At 46.6% G+C, this 14,648-nt stretch carries 14 protein-coding genes and 3 tRNA genes; 9 read left to right on the forward strand and 8 right to left on the reverse strand.

Annotation, left to right across the window (positions count from 1 at the left end; genetic code table 11):
* Positions 1 to 49 precede the first annotated feature (49 nt).
* The 4 genes from D8S93_RS21170 to orn all read right to left on the reverse strand — a co-directional run bounded on the left by D8S93_RS21170 (position 50) and on the right by orn (position 1,052).
* Positions 50 to 125, reverse strand: a tRNA-Gly gene (locus D8S93_RS21170).
* A gap of 30 nt (positions 126 to 155) precedes the next feature.
* Positions 156 to 232 (reverse strand) — tRNA-Met (locus tag D8S93_RS21175).
* Positions 233 to 274: 42 nt separating this feature from the next.
* Positions 275 to 350 (reverse strand) — tRNA-Gly (locus tag D8S93_RS21180).
* Positions 351 to 506: 156 nt separating this feature from the next.
* Entirely contained in the window at positions 507 to 1,052 is a 546-nt protein-coding gene (orn, locus tag D8S93_RS21185) for an oligoribonuclease (RefSeq protein WP_005395387.1), read from the reverse strand.
* Positions 1,053 to 1,179: 127 nt separating this feature from the next.
* Between orn and rsgA the strand changes: the two genes are divergently transcribed.
* The 4 genes from rsgA to D8S93_RS21205 all read left to right on the forward strand — a co-directional run bounded on the left by rsgA (position 1,180) and on the right by D8S93_RS21205 (position 5,821).
* On the forward strand, positions 1,180 to 2,244 hold the full coding sequence (gene rsgA / locus D8S93_RS21190) for a small ribosomal subunit biogenesis GTPase RsgA (protein ID WP_005395388.1): 1,065 nt from the start codon (positions 1,180 to 1,182) through the stop codon (positions 2,242 to 2,244).
* A gap of 116 nt (positions 2,245 to 2,360) precedes the next feature.
* Positions 2,361 to 3,218: an archaetidylserine decarboxylase gene (gene asd / locus D8S93_RS21195; RefSeq protein ID WP_005395389.1), complete on the forward strand. Its 858-nt coding sequence runs from the start codon at positions 2,361 to 2,363 to the stop codon at positions 3,216 to 3,218.
* Between the two features lie 167 nt (positions 3,219 to 3,385).
* Positions 3,386 to 4,801, forward strand: coding sequence for an SLC13 family permease (locus tag D8S93_RS21200; RefSeq protein ID WP_152815347.1), 1,416 nt, complete (start codon positions 3,386 to 3,388; stop codon positions 4,799 to 4,801).
* 132 nt (positions 4,802 to 4,933) lie between these two features.
* Positions 4,934 to 5,821 carry a DMT family transporter gene (locus tag D8S93_RS21205; protein ID WP_085344377.1) on the forward strand — a complete coding sequence of 296 codons (888 nt, stop codon included), beginning with the start codon at positions 4,934 to 4,936 and terminating at the stop codon, positions 5,819 to 5,821.
* Positions 5,822 to 5,903: 82 nt separating this feature from the next.
* On the opposite strand, the gene gpmM is transcribed toward D8S93_RS21205, so the two are convergent.
* Positions 5,904 to 7,436 carry a 2,3-bisphosphoglycerate-independent phosphoglycerate mutase gene (gene gpmM / locus D8S93_RS21210; protein ID WP_152815350.1) on the reverse strand — a complete coding sequence of 511 codons (1,533 nt, stop codon included), beginning with the start codon at positions 7,434 to 7,436 and terminating at the stop codon, positions 5,904 to 5,906.
* A 547-nt stretch (positions 7,437 to 7,983) separates the two neighbouring features.
* Between gpmM and D8S93_RS21215 the strand changes: the two genes are divergently transcribed.
* The 5 genes from D8S93_RS21215 (at position 7,984) to D8S93_RS21235 (ending at position 12,435) form a co-directional block, all read left to right on the forward strand.
* Entirely contained in the window at positions 7,984 to 8,418 is a 435-nt protein-coding gene (locus tag D8S93_RS21215; RefSeq protein ID WP_005395399.1) for a rhodanese-like domain-containing protein, read from the forward strand.
* A gap of 247 nt (positions 8,419 to 8,665) precedes the next feature.
* Positions 8,666 to 9,130 carry a protein-export chaperone SecB gene (gene secB, locus D8S93_RS21220; protein ID WP_005395400.1) on the forward strand — a complete coding sequence of 155 codons (465 nt, stop codon included), beginning with the start codon at positions 8,666 to 8,668 and terminating at the stop codon, positions 9,128 to 9,130.
* A 195-nt stretch (positions 9,131 to 9,325) separates the two neighbouring features.
* Positions 9,326 to 10,363, forward strand: a complete 1,038-nt coding sequence (gpsA, locus tag D8S93_RS21225) for an NAD(P)H-dependent glycerol-3-phosphate dehydrogenase (RefSeq protein WP_152815353.1) — start codon at positions 9,326 to 9,328, stop codon at positions 10,361 to 10,363.
* A gap of 78 nt (positions 10,364 to 10,441) precedes the next feature.
* The gene (gene cysE, locus D8S93_RS21230) at positions 10,442 to 11,263 is read left to right on the forward strand and encodes a serine O-acetyltransferase (protein ID WP_005395410.1); all 822 of its coding nucleotides are present in this window, start codon (positions 10,442 to 10,444) and stop codon (positions 11,261 to 11,263) included.
* 26 nt (positions 11,264 to 11,289) lie between these two features.
* Complete coding sequence (locus D8S93_RS21235; RefSeq protein ID WP_319803059.1) at positions 11,290 to 12,435, forward strand: murein hydrolase activator EnvC; 1,146 nt, start codon at positions 11,290 to 11,292, stop codon at positions 12,433 to 12,435.
* A 73-nt stretch (positions 12,436 to 12,508) separates the two neighbouring features.
* On the opposite strand, the gene D8S93_RS21240 is transcribed toward D8S93_RS21235, so the two are convergent.
* The 3 genes from D8S93_RS21240 to D8S93_RS21250 form a co-directional block, all read right to left on the reverse strand.
* Positions 12,509 to 13,465, reverse strand: a complete 957-nt coding sequence (locus tag D8S93_RS21240) for a DHH family phosphoesterase (RefSeq protein WP_152815356.1) — start codon at positions 13,463 to 13,465, stop codon at positions 12,509 to 12,511.
* 144 nt (positions 13,466 to 13,609) lie between these two features.
* Positions 13,610 to 14,245, reverse strand: coding sequence for a TetR/AcrR family transcriptional regulator (locus tag D8S93_RS21245; protein ID WP_005395413.1), 636 nt, complete (start codon positions 14,243 to 14,245; stop codon positions 13,610 to 13,612).
* Between the two features lie 21 nt (positions 14,246 to 14,266).
* A complete protein-coding gene (locus D8S93_RS21250) occupies positions 14,267 to 14,641 on the reverse strand; it encodes a VanZ family protein (protein WP_005395414.1) in 375 nt (124 codons plus the stop codon).
* Between the last annotated feature and the right edge of the window lie 7 nt (positions 14,642 to 14,648).

The following is a 14,648-nucleotide window of genomic DNA, read 5'->3' on the forward strand; positions in this document are numbered from 1 at the left end:
CCCCGCGTCCGTATTGTGTCACCGTTAAGTACCGTGAGAACTATGAAACTGGAGCGACACACGAGGTTCGAACTCGTGACCTCAACCTTGGCAAGGTTGCGCTCTACCAACTGAGCTAGTGTCGCATATCAACAGCAGTCGCTATTAATAGAATTTGGTTGCGGGGGCCGGATTTGAACCGACGACCTTCGGGTTATGAGCCCGACGAGCTACCAAGCTGCTCCACCCCGCGTCCGTATTGTGTCACCGTTAAGTACCGTGAGAACTATGAAACTGGAGCGACACACGAGGTTCGAACTCGTGACCTCAACCTTGGCAAGGTTGCGCTCTACCAACTGAGCTAGTGTCGCATCAACAACGTTTCCGCTGTTTAGGGCTGCGAATTATAAGAGCATTTTTTTGTGATGCAAGTCCTTCCTTCAAAAAAACTTTATTTTTTTACTGAACGATGAAAAAGCAATCAAAAGCGATATAAATTACAACAATTTGGATCGCAACCTTAACAGTTAAATCTTGAAAATAGTACCACGATAGTACTTGAGTTCTGCAATCGACTCGCGAATGTCGTCCAAGGCCAAATGTGTTCCCTGTTTTGTGAACCCATTTAATACTTCAGGTTGCCAACGACGCGCCAATTCTTTAAGAGTGCTGACGTCAACATATCGGTAATGAAAGAACTCTTCTAATTCCGGCATGTGTTTGTACAAGAAGCGACGATCCTGCCCAATGCTGTTACCACATATTGGCGACGCCCCTTTCGGTACCCATTTTTCTAAGAATTCAATGGTTTGTGCGACCGCATCTTGTTCTGAGATTTTACTGTTGCGAACGCGTTCTACCAAGCCGCTTGCCGTATGCGTATTGGTGCACCAATCGTCCATTTTCGCTAGCTCTTCTTCCGGCTGATGAATCGCTAATACTGGACCTTCAGCTAAAATATTTAGCTCGCTATCCGTGACAATAGAAGCAATTTCAATGATTTTGTGCGTTTCAGGATCAAGCCCTGTCATCTCTAAATCAACCCAAATTAGGTTTTGATCGCTAAAGGACATGGTTACGCCGCCTATTTGTTTATCGATAAAAGAGGTACTATACCTCAAAATACGGGAAACACGATACTCACTCAGAGCCAAGATCACGGCTCAACCATTTGAGTAAATTCACATAAAGTACAGAATTGTGGCAAAGAAGAAAAAGTTAACCAAAGGTCAAGTGCGACGCGTACGCAGCAACCAACAAAAGCGTTTAAAAAAGCAAGAAGAGTCCATCCAGTGGGATGAAAACATGCTAGGCGCAAGCAAACAAGGTCTCGTGATCACTCGTTTTGGCCAGCACGCGGATATTGAAGACCTTGAAACAGGCGAGATTCAACGCTGTAACCTTCGCCGTGGTATCGAATCTTTAGTATCTGGCGATCGAGTTTTATGGCGCGAAGGCTTGGAGTCTATGGCTGGCATTTCTGGCGTTGTTGAAGCGGTAGAACCTCGTTCTTCAGTGCTCACTCGTCCAGATTACTACGATGGCCTAAAGCCCGTAGCTGCCAATATAGATCAAATGGTCATTGTCTCCTCGGTACTGCCCGAGCTATCACTGAATATTATTGACCGTTACCTCGTAGCATCAGAAACACTGAATATCGCACCATTGCTGGTCTTAAACAAAGTCGATCTTCTAGAAGCCGATGATCGTGCAATGTATGAAGAATGGCTCAAAGAATATGAACGCATTGGCTATAAAGTGCTTCTGGTCAGCAAGAAGTCTGGAGAAGGCATTGCTGAACTAGAAACCCTGCTGCGTGACCGAATTAATATCTTTGTTGGTCAATCAGGCGTAGGGAAATCCAGCTTAGTCAACGCGTTAATGCCGGAACTAGAGAGCGAAGTGGAAGAAGGCGAAGTTTCCGAGAACTCAGGTTTAGGCCAACACACCACGACAGCAGCGCGCTTGTATCATATTCCGACGGGTGGCGACTTGATCGACTCGCCTGGAGTGCGTGAATTTGGGCTTTGGCATTTGGAAGCAGAAGAAGTAACGAAAGCATTCGTTGAATTCCGACCATACTTAGGCGGTTGTAAGTTCCGAGATTGTAAGCACAATGACGACCCTGGCTGCCTTCTACGTGAAGCTGTTGAGAAAGGGGAAATCAACGAAACTCGCTTTGAAAACTACCATCGCATTTTGGAAAGCATGGTTGAAAACAAAGCAAACCGTCAGTATTCACGCAATAAGAAAGCCGATCTGTAATTAAGTTAAGACTGTAACTGTGTAAAAAGTCTTCACCTAATACTGACAAGCAAATTAAATTTCAGTAACATCACGCGCCCTAAAGCGCGAATCTAACAGAAGTATCGGAATTAAAGATGGACAAGTTTAAAGTTGGACTGCAGTACTGGATCCCACAACACGGCCTCACTCGCCTAATGGGTAAACTGGCTTCAGCAAAAGCTGGCGGTCTAACAACAGCAGTTATTCGTTGGTTTATCAAACAATACAATGTGAACATGGATGAGGCGAAGCACTCAGATCCTAAGCATTTTAAAACGTTCAACGAGTTTTTCGTTCGTGAGCTAAAAGAGGGCGCACGCCCAATTTCTGAAGGCGAAAACGTCATCACTCACCCAGCCGACGCTTGTGTTAGCCAATTTGGCCCTATTGAAGATGGTCAACTTATCCAAGCAAAAGGTCATCACTTCTCAGCGCAAGAACTGCTAGGCGGTGACGCGAATTTAGCAAACGAATTTAAAGATGGATCTTTTGCCACGCTGTACCTGTCTCCGCGCGATTACCATCGTGTACACATGCCGTGTGACGGCACACTGCGCCAAATGATTTACGTGCCTGGTGACCTGTTCTCGGTAAACCCACTTACGGCAGAAAACGTTCCAAATCTATTCGCACGTAACGAGCGTGTGGTGTGTATCTTTGACACTGAGTTTGGTCCAATGGCACAAGTGCTTGTTGGCGCAACCATCGTAGGTAGCATTGAGCAAGTGTGGGCTGGCACGATCACTCCGCCTCGTGGCAATACTGTCTACAAATGGGATTACCCAGCTGAGGGTGACAAGGCCGTGATCTTGAAAAAAGGCGAAGAGATGGGCCGCTTCAAACTGGGTTCTACTGTTATTAACCTGTTTGCCAAAGACGCGATTGAGTTTGACGCAAGCATGGAAAACGGTAAGCCAACCGTAATGGGCACACCTTACGCCTTGAAAAAATAAGCAAAACCCCGTTAAAAGAGCCCTTTCTCAAGGGCTCTTTTTATTGATAAAAAGCAAAATTCCGTTCAAAATTTAGCCTCTATTTCTCAAACTCATACCTGCCTCTAAGACCTTCATTCCACAATCAATTATCCTGCGCTTAGGATGAATATTTAGAGGGGCAGCCAATGCTAAAGATGAGTGTAAACACGCTGGCGAAATTGCTGGTGTGCTTTTTAATTCCGCTCGGTGTTTTGATGATGCCGATTGATGCTATTCCTATTGATGATCTTACTTTAATTCAGCATCGCCTGTTGGCTATTTTTCTTCTTGCTGCCCTACTTTGGGTTCTTGAGCCGGTCCCCGTTTTTGCTACGTCCATTCTTATTATCGCTCTTGAACTGATCATGATATCGGATAAAGGTTTGCATCTATTTCGCAATCCACCAGCGGGGCATGATTTGGGAGAGTTAATTGCTTACACCGATATTTTCTCGGCCTTCTCTTCACCGATCATTATTCTTTTTATGGGTGGGTTTGCCCTCGCCATCGCGGCTTCCAAATACGAACTCGACAACAATCTCGCCCGAGTACTACTAAAACCATTCGGCACACAACCTAAGTTCATCATGCTGGGTTTGATGCTCATTACCGCCGTTTTTTCAATGTTCATGTCCAACACTGCCACGACGGTCATGATGTTGGCGCTGCTCGGTCCAATCGTCGCTTCTGCACCTAAAGGGGATCTAGGGATTAAAGCGCTGGTGCTGTGCATTCCAATTGCCGCGAATACTGGCGGCATTGCAACTCCGATAGGCACGCCACCTAACGCAATAGCGCTCCAATACCTCACCGGAGAAAACGCCATAGACTTCCTATCTTGGATGACAATGGGCCTACCATTTGTGCTGATACAACTCACTGTTGCTTGGTTTTTGTTGCAGAAGCTGTTTCCGTCCAGCGAACCAGAAATGAAACTAAAGCTGGATGGTACGTTCAAAAAGAGCTGGCGCGCGATCGTCGTCTACATCACTTTTGCACTAACCATTGTGCTTTGGATGACGACAAAAGTGCACGGCATGAACACGTATGTTGTTGCGATTATACCGCTTGCGGTGTTCACCTTAACGGGCATTATGGGAAAAGAAGAACTCAAGCTGATTAACTGGGACGTGCTATGGCTGGTTGCTGGTGGTATCGCAATTGGTATTGCCTTAGACAAAACGGGTTTAGCCGAAGCATTGGCACACGCCATTGATTACAGCTTACTATCACCATTTGCCGTTGTCTTTGCCCTATCGGTAGTATGTTGGTTAATGGCGAACTTTATGTCTAATACCGCAACGGCAAACTTATTAATGCCTATTGCTGCCGCTATTGGTACATCCATGCCAAGCCTTATTGCGGTTGGTGGCCTACAAGGTTTACTGGTTGTCGTCGCATTCTCCGCATCACTTGGCATGATCTTACCGGTTTCCACGCCACCAAACTCTTTGGCTTATTCAACAGGCCTAATCGAGAGCAAAGACATGGCGAAAGTGGGGCTGATTCTTGGTTTGATTGGTCTATTTATCGTGTATGGCGCAGTTCTGGTGCTGTTTTAATCGATAAGCTCCGTGACAGAGCTTGTTGTCATGGAGCTGTTCGCCAGCTATTGCCCTCACAGAGCAGCTTTTACATCCATTAAATTTCGTGCATATTAAGACTCCTCTACTCTACAAGGACGTCGACACATCATGGGTTACGAATGGCTTGCTTTATGTGCCGCTTTTCTGTGGGCAGTTTCTAGCCTTATTTCTGTCATTCCTGCACAACACCTAGGCGCTTTTTCTTACAGCCGCTGGCGCATGGGCTGTACGGCCGTTATCTTATCAACAATGGCCTGGATAACTGGCGGCTGGTTAACGGTTTCTTGGGAACATGTAACGCCAATGATGGCGTCGGGTCTGATTGGAATTTTCATCGGTGATACCGCTCTGTTTGCGTGCTTGAATCGTATGGGACCAAGACAAGCCGGACTACTGTTTTCCTGCCATGCGGTATTCTCGGCCATTTTGGGCTACTTCTTATTTAGTGAAGTCATGACCACAATAGAACTACTGGGCGCATCATTGGTATTTAGCGGCGTGGTGATGGCGATATTCTTTGGTCGAAGAGGCCAAGTGAATAACGTCTTGGAAGACATTAAAGGTAACATCTGGGTGGGCATTGGACTTGGCTTAACCGCAGCAATGTGCCAAGCATTGGGCGGCATCATCGCCAAGCCAGTAATGCAAACCAGCATTGACCCCGTTGCGGCTTCTGCTATTCGAATGATCAGTGCATTTTTCGCCCACAGCATGTTGTTAGTTCTGGGGGTCAAAATCGCTCGCTCGACACAACACATTACTTGGCGAATATTTGGTATTACTGCGCTTAACGGTTTCTTGGCGATGGCCGTCGGCATGACGCTGATCTTATACGCACTGCAAGAAGGAAATGTAGGTATGGTTGCACTGCTATCTTCAACCACGCCAATTATGTTGCTACCGCTACTCTGGATTTACACTAAACGCCGACCAAACCGATTTGCATGGTTGGGCGCAGCCCTAGCCGTGATTGGTGCAGGCATTTTGGTTCAATAACCTTACAGACCAGCCCTTGTTGCCAGATACAAAAAAGCCCGAGTTTAAACTCGGGCTTTGGTCATTATGAGTTGTCAGTTAATTACTTAACTAGCACTTCACCCGTCATTTCTGCTGGGATTTCTAGACCCGCTAGAGAAAGCATGGTTGGTGCAAGGTCAGAAAGTTTGCCGCCTTCTTTGAACTCAACCGCTTTATCACCTACGTAAATAAGAGGAACCGGTAGGTTAGTGTGCGCTGTGTGAGTACCACCCGTTTCTGGGTCAACCATCATTTCTGCGTTACCGTGGTCCGCAGTGATCAGCAGCTGACCACCAACTTCTTTGATTGCTTCAACTACTTTGCCAACACTTTCATCTAGCGCTTCGATTGCTTTCTCAGCTGCTTCGTAAACGCCAGTGTGACCAACCATATCTGCGTTCGGGTAGTTACAGATGATAGTGTCGAACTTACCAGACTTGATCGCCGCAACCAGTTTCTCTGTAAGCTCAGGGGAGCTCATTTCTGGCTGAAGGTCGTAAGTGGCTACTTTTGGAGAAGCAACAAGCTGGCGCTCTTCGCCTTCAAATTCGTTTTCAACACCGCCGTTGAAGAAAAACGTTACGTGCGCGTATTTCTCTGTTTCAGAGATACGTAGCTGAGTTTGACCTTGCTTAGACAGCCACTCACCGTACGTGTTTTCTAGAGACGCTGGTGGGAATGCGATTGCTAGAGGGATATCTGCCGCGTATTGAGTCAACATAATGAAGTTAACTGCTGGGAATACCGCACGCTCAAAACCATCAAAGTCAGGCACGAATGCGCGAGTGATTTGACGAGCACGGTCAGCACGGTAGTTCATGAAGATAACCGCATCGCCGTCTTGCATGATTGCGTCTTCTTCGCCTTCCGCTTTGATGGCTGTCGCTTTCACGAATTCATCGTTCTCTTCACGAGCGTAAGCCGCTTCTAGACCAGCAACGGCGGTTTCTGCTGTGAACTCAGCTTTCGCTTGAGTCAGAAGATCGTAAGCAACTTGAACGCGATCCCAGTTGTTGTCACGGTCCATAGCGTAGTAGCGACCTACTAGAGAAGCAACACGACCTTTACCTAGTTTCGCGAATAGATCTTGGAAACGTTGTAGCGAGTTTTCTGCACTACGTGGTGGCGTGTCACGACCGTCTAGGAAACAGTGTAGGTAGATTTTCTCAGCGCCACGAGCCGCTGCCATTTCAACCGCTGCGTAGATATGGTCTTCATGAGAGTGTACGCCACCTGGAGACATCAGACCCATAATGTGTACCGCTTTCTCTGCTTTAACAGCAGCATCAACTGCTTCAACAAGCGCTGGCGTTTCAGCGAACTCACCGTCAGCGATCGATTTAGTGATACGAGTTAGATCTTGGTATACAACGCGACCTGCGCCAATGTTAGTGTGACCAACTTCTGAGTTACCCATTTGACCATCAGGAAGGCCTACATCCATGCCTGAAGCAGAGATTAGAGTGTGTGGGTTATTCGCAATCAGAGCATCCATTACTGGTGTTTTCGCATTCGCAATTGCGTTACTTGCTGTGTCTTCACGGTAACCGTAACCGTCAAGGATAACTAGAGCCAGTGGCTTCTTAGCTGACATAGTGATGACCTCATCAAATTTAAGTAACTTTTGGCGTAGGGCCTCGCTGCCCTATCTAACCTTGAAACAAAACTAGCGTAATTTTACTACACTTTTTAACCAAAACTGTAGGTTAAGATCAAATAATGTTTGCGATTTATTGTTGCTATCTTACAAGTTAAGCGAACAACGAGTCAGTGCCGACAAACGTGTTCCACAAGCATAGTCATTCCTAATACGCTTTGTACACCCCAGTCTAGGTTCGGTTTTCTTACGCTTCTAATTCTTGTTTTTGCACCTGAAACAGCGCTTATTTAAAGCATTATCGAACAAGATTGGTTAGTACCTATTGTTCGCTTTTTTCGGTAAAACAAAAATCACTTAAGTCGATAAATCCAATAGGCAAAAACAATCAAACTACCATAGTCCAATGCACGGACGGCAATAACATAAAGGGTTTATAGAGATCTCAATTATTCGTTAGAAAATTTTAACCCTCTCGCCTAAGAGGCTTAACCCCGCTATACTCCTGCTTTATTTTTCCGCCAACAGCGTAAGAGCTCAAGACATGCAAGAGTACATTGAATTTTTCCAACAGAACATGATTCTATCTTTGGTTTGGGTAGGTCTTCTTGTCGCCTTTATCATGAACATCGTGAAGTCAGCGACGGCCGCATACAAAGAAATCAACGTAAACCAACTGACTCATCTTATGAACCGTGAAAACGGCGTTGTAGTGGATATCCGCACAAAGGACGAGTTCAAAAAAGGTCATATCACCGACTCACTTCACATTTTACCGTCAGATATCAAAGCGGGTAACTTTGGTAGCCTTGAAAACCACAAATCAGACCCAATCATTGTGGTATGCAAGACAGGGCAAAACGCTCAAGAAAGCGCGAACCTATTAGTAAAAGCAGGCTTTGAAAAAGTAAGCCTACTGAAGAACGGCTTGATTGCATGGAACGAAGCGAACCTGCCTTTAGTACGTGGTAAAAAGTAATACCCGGCAGCTTCGATAACGGGGCAGAGGCAAAAGATAAGGTACGCATTCAAGCGTGTTTTTGCCAAGCTTCGTGGATAATAAACTGAGCAAATTGAAAGCAGTTGAAGCATTAAGTTGTGACGCTTTGCACGTAATACACGCTTCATCTAGTCAAGGTAGATTGGCTCAGTTAGTCTCGGGACATACCAGTTTTCTGAGTTTAGACGTTTCTAGGCTCTACAAATATTTATTTAAGGATTAAAAAATGGCTGAAGCAGCACCTCAAGAAGCACAACAAAACTTCGCAATTCAACGCATCTTCCTAAAAGACGTTTCTTTCGAAGCGCCAAACTCTCCAGTAATCTTCCAAAAAGAATGGAACCCAGACGTTAAACTAGACCTAGACACTCAAAGCCGTGAGCTTGGTGAAGGCGTTTACGAAGTGGTTCTACGTCTAACTGTAACTGTGAAGAACGAAGAAGAAACAGCGTTCCTATGTGAAGTTCAACAAGGTGGTATCTTCACTGCTGAGCAAATGGAAGCAGGCCAACTAGCACATTGCCTAGGCGCATTCTGCCCGAACATCCTATTCCCATATGCTCGTGAAACTATCTCAAGCCTAGTAGTTAAAGGTACGTTCCCTCAACTGAACCTAGCGCCAGTTAACTTCGACGCGCTATTCATGAACTACCTACAACAGCAAGCTCAACAAGGCGAAGCTGAAGCGTAATTCACGTTTTGTAAGTGACGAATAGCCTGAGTGCTGACGTCACCGACTCTAATAAAATGCACAGAGCGTCTACCATCCGATGCAATGTGCATTTTTTATTTCTGACAAAAGTTCCTAGTTCCTAATCGCCAGAAGGCGTAAAATTTGACGATTAGGAACTAGATTCTACTAGTAGAAAGACAATTAGGCGGTAGCATGACACAAGCAAATACAAACAATGCTTACGGTAAAGACATCGCAATGACGGTGATTGGCGCAGGTTCATACGGTACCTCTCTGGCGATCTCACTCGCTCGTAACGGCGCGAACGTAGTCCTTTGGGGACACGAGCCTGAGCACATGGCACGTTTAGAAGCGGATCGCGCGAACCACGCTTTCTTACCTGACGTTGATTTCCCTGAAAGCTTGATCATTGAATCGGATTTAGAAAAAGCCGTACAAGCAAGCCGAGATTTATTGGTTGTGGTTCCAAGCCATGTTTTTGGCATCGTGCTGAACAGCTGTAAGCCTTTCTTACGTGAAGACTCTCGTATCTGCTGGGCAACCAAAGGTCTTGAGCCAGAAACGGGTCGTCTGCTGAAAGACGTCGCTTATGACATTATCGGTGAAAACTACTCACTGGCTGTATTGTCTGGCCCAACGTTCGCCAAAGAGCTCGCGATGGGCATGCCTACTGCAATTTCAGTTGCGTCTCCAGATGCTGAATTTGTCGCTGACCTACAAGAAAAAATCCACTGCAGCAAAACCTTCCGCGTGTACGCCAATAGTGACTTTATCGGCATGCAATTGGGCGGCGCGGTGAAAAACGTTATCGCAATTGGTGCGGGTATGTCTGACGGCATCGGTTTTGGAGCCAACGCGCGTACTGCATTGATTACTCGTGGTTTGGCCGAAATGAGCCGTCTTGGTGCTGCGCTTGGTGCAAAACCAGAAACCTTCATGGGTATGGCTGGTTTGGGCGACCTTGTCCTAACGTGTACCGACAACCAATCACGCAACCGCCGCTTTGGTTTAGCGCTAGGTCAAGGTAAAGACGTCGACATGGCACAAGAAGAAATTGGCCAAGTCGTAGAAGGCTACCGCAACACGAAAGAAGTATGGATGCTCTCTCAACGCATGGGTGTTGAGATGCCAATTGTTGATCAAATTTATCAAGTATTGTATCAAGGGAAGGATGCACGCCTGGCAGCGCAAGATTTACTTGCTCGTGACAAAAAAGCCGAAGGAAAGTAGCACTCTACGCCCCTTCGCACCTCATCTGAGAAGAATAGAAGTTGTCGGGTCACGGAAGAACCACTCAGGATATTGAGAATGAAACACTGCGAAAAACAAAAAGTCTGGAACAGAATTGTCTCAGAAGCCCGCGAAATGTCAGAGCAAGAGCCAATGCTGGCCAGCTTTTACCATGCCACCATCATCAAGCATGAAAGTTTCTGTGCCGCGCTCAGCTACATTTTGGCAAACAAGTTAAACACGGCATCGATGCCAGCAATGGCAGTACGTGAAGTGGTAGAAGAAGCGTTCTCTGCCGACCCAACCATTACCGATTGTGCCGCTTGTGACATTTGTGCCACGGTTAATCGCGACCCTGCAGTTTCGATGTACTCTATGCCGCTGCTGTACTTAAAGGGCTACCACGCTCTGCAAGGCTACCGCGTGGCAAACTGGCTATGGAAGCAAGGGCGCCATGCACTGGCCACCTACCTGCAAAACCAAATTTCGGTTGCGTGTCAGGTAGACATTCACCCGGCAGCACGCATTGGTAGCGGCATCATGCTCGACCACGCAACGGGAATCGTCATCGGTGAAACTGCAGTTATCGATAATGACGTCTCAATTCTACAAGACGTTACCTTAGGCGGTACGGGTAAAGAGTGCGGCGATCGTCACCCGAAAATCCGTGAAGGTGTGATGATTGGTGCAGGTGCAAAAATTCTTGGCAATATCGAAGTGGGCGAAGGCGCGAAAATCGGCTCTTGCTCTGTGGTATTGCAAGCAGTACCACCACACACAACTGTGGCGGGGGTTCCTGCGAAAATCGTCGGTCGTCCAAAAACGGACAAACCTTCTCTCGATATGGATCAAGGCTTTAATGGTAAATCACAAAGCTTTATCCATGGGGATGGTATTTAATCGTCAACAAACCTTTTGACAACAACGTGGTAGGTAAATCTCAAGTGCGAAAACAAAATCACCCTGTTCTACGCTCGGCTATTTTATTAACTTGTGCTTTATCTGCCACATATCCCCTCGCCTCTTCTGCCGCTAGTCAACAAGAGCTCAAAGGCGTATCAAGTGAGATAAGCCGTCAACGCAAATCTCTCTCTTCCCAAGAAAAGCAACTCAATGAGCTACAAAAATCGCTCAAAGAGCAAGAACTTGGCATTTCTAAACTTGAACGCGAGATAAGACAAACCAAATCTGAGCTCGCACAAGCAGACAAAAACATAGACAAGCTAGAAGAGAAAATTGCCTTGCAAGAAGCGCAGCGCCAAGAGCAAGAGGAAGAGCTCAAACAGTTGCTGCAAACGTATTACGTGACCGAACGAGCGAAAGCCAATGGTCACTTGTTGAATCAAGGTGTGGAAGAAGACCGCATGAGTCAATACTTCCAGCACTTAGCCAAAGCGCGTGCGGAAGTGATTGATGCAATCACCAAAACCACTCAAGAATTGGCACACAACAAAAACCAGCTTGAGCTAGAAAAAGAGCAAATCGAGACGTTACTCAAACAGCAATCAGAAAAGCGTACCGCACTGGCCAGTACGCAGTCGAATCGTAAGCAAACGCTGAACAAAATTCAGAGCAGCATTAAAAACGACAAACGTTACCTTGCTGAACTGCAGCGCAACGAAACACGCCTAAAAGCCGAGATCGCCAAAGCGGCTAAGCGTAATGCCGTGCCAATGGACGGACTGGGCAAACAGCGCGGTAAACTGCCATGGCCACTCAAAGGTCGTGTATTACACAACTTCGGTACTCGCCAAACCGGGCAAGTAAACTGGAAGGGAATGGTGCTTGCGGCCAATTACGGTCAACAAGTGAAAGCCGTTTATCCGGGGACTGTCGTATTTGCTGAGTATTTACGCGGGTATGGCTTAGTGGTATTGCTTGACCACGGCAAAGGCGACATGACGCTCTACGGCTACAACCAAGCGTTGACGAAAAAAGAAGGCGATCGAGTGACCGCAGGCGAAGTGATCGCTCTTGCGGGTGATACTGGCGGGCAAGATCGCGCATCACTGTATTTCGAAATTCGCCGCAACAGTGAAGCACAAAACCCGAAATCTTGGTTGAAGCGCTAATTATCTGACTCATCGACTTATAATAAAAAAGGAGCCACTCGGCTCCTTTTTTGTATTCATATTTTGGCAAATGCTATGCGTAGTACGTTTCTACCGCATCAATAAAAGCACTTACATCATCTTTGCTTAAGGCGTTGATGCCTGCCGCCGCTTCTCGGCCGCCACCAGTTGGAAACTGCCCACACACGGCAACGGCGCCTTGTTTGTTGTTCAACGGGGCACGTAGAGAGACCGTGTAAGTGCCATCTGCATTTTCGGTGAGTACTGCATGAGCAGAATCTGGGTTTTGATTTGCCAGCCAGTTGCCATACACACCGCTGATTCGACGTGATGCGGCCGTGTTTGGTAGCTCGAACAGCTTTAGCTTACCGCTCTCATGCGTGGCAGGCACTGCCAGAGCGGCATCCATATCTTGTTGGTAAGCAGACTGCAGTTGGTAGTAAGGCGAAGTTTTATCTTCAATTACATCAAATGGCGACGTGTACTTCAGCAAGGCTTGGTACAAATCCGCTGGATGGAAATGTAAGTCATCCACTTTCGAACCGTAACCGTTGTAATTAATCAAAGTGCCAAGCTCTTGAAGCTGCGCTTTCTGATCGTGAGACAAGCCTGCCTTGTCAGCCAATTCATCTGCTTTCGCGATCATGTTATCGCCATAAGCCGCCGTAATCGCCCATGTGTGAAAACGTCCATTTAGCAATTGATCGACAATCAACGCCGTACACATGTTGGCATCGAGATCGATGTGCGCATCCAAGTTGCCATGCTGAGGAATATCACCCGCCTTATGGTGATCGGCGTAAAACACGTGCGCGCCTTGAGCCAATGCTTGCTCTAGACCTACCATGTTCTTTTCCATCGAAATGTCTAACACCGTTAGCTCATCACCCGCTTGCACGTCTACTTTTTCCACCAGCTTGATATCGCGCTTTACACCAGTAATTAACTGAGCCTCGATAGGATCAGCCAAGCGTAATTGTAGAAGCGCAATGATGCCATCAGCATCGCCATTAAAAATGTCGTAATTCATGGAGCGATAGTTCCTTTATCGAGAGTCATATCCCAGAGAGGGCTGAACGGTATGAGGACTATTGTGCGTGGCATATTTGACAAGTCAACTCGAGCCACGACTCGAAAATGAGAGTGACTCTCGAAATATTAAGCAGTTTGGCGTTTAACTGTGTAGATTGCTGACTGCATCTTCCAGTAACAGTAGCTGCTCTAACCCCTGCTCAGTTGCTAATGGCTTAACGACATTAAGCATCTGCAACATCCCTTGCTTCACCATTTGCTCAGTGATGCTGGTTTTCGAAGCCATTGCAGATTGATACGCCAACCAGCTACACGCAATCAAATGCAACGTACACACCAGTGACTTCAACTGCTGTTGATCAACATTAAGCAGCTTCAGCGATACAAACTCTTGCATGATCGCAATGAGGTTCGCTTGCAGCTTTTCTTGCACATCGATGTACTGCTCATGTAACTGCTCATCTCGTGACAAGATCTCAGGTAGATTCGCGTAGAAAAAGCGGTATTTCCACATTAGCGTAAAGATGGAATCTAGGTAGCTCTTCAGCATAGTCAGGCTTTCCTGTGAGCCTTGAATAGGGGTAAATCTTTCTAAAAGTTCTGCTGAATAAAGCGCAAAGATCTCACGAACGATTTCTTGCTTATTACGGAAGTGGTAATACAGATTACCTGGGCTAATTTCGATGTGATCGGCAATGTGATTGGTGGTGATGTTGCGTTCACCATGTTGGTTGAACAACTCCAGTGCCGCGTAGACGATTTTGTCGCGCGTTTTCATTGTTATCGTGTTCCCTCTTCATTAACGAATCGAGTATAGCGACTTCACCAACCTAGGTCGATAGAGGCTCCAAATACGGTAACATAACAGACCAGTTAGAATACCCGTTGAGTTGGCGACAAGGTCTAACCAAGAGGTTTGTCTTCCAACATACCCTTGTAGCCATTCGATGGCAGCACTAAATAATAAGATACCAATCGCCACCGCCCAACGTTGACGCCAACGCCACACGCAAAAGCAACCTAAAAACGCAAATCCGCTGTACGCCATGGCGTGCTGCATTTTATCAAGATACGCAATGTTGCCCCAGTCTTGCAACTCGCCCGAGCTCAACGATAAGTAAGCGATCAGTATTGCGTAGCTGAGAATGACCAAACGTGCAGCAGCCAAGTTCATTGAATAT

It is taken from the genome of Vibrio sp. VGrn 2 (genome assembly GCF_009361695.1).
Lineage (GTDB): Bacteria > Pseudomonadota > Gammaproteobacteria > Enterobacterales > Vibrionaceae > Vibrio > Vibrio diabolicus.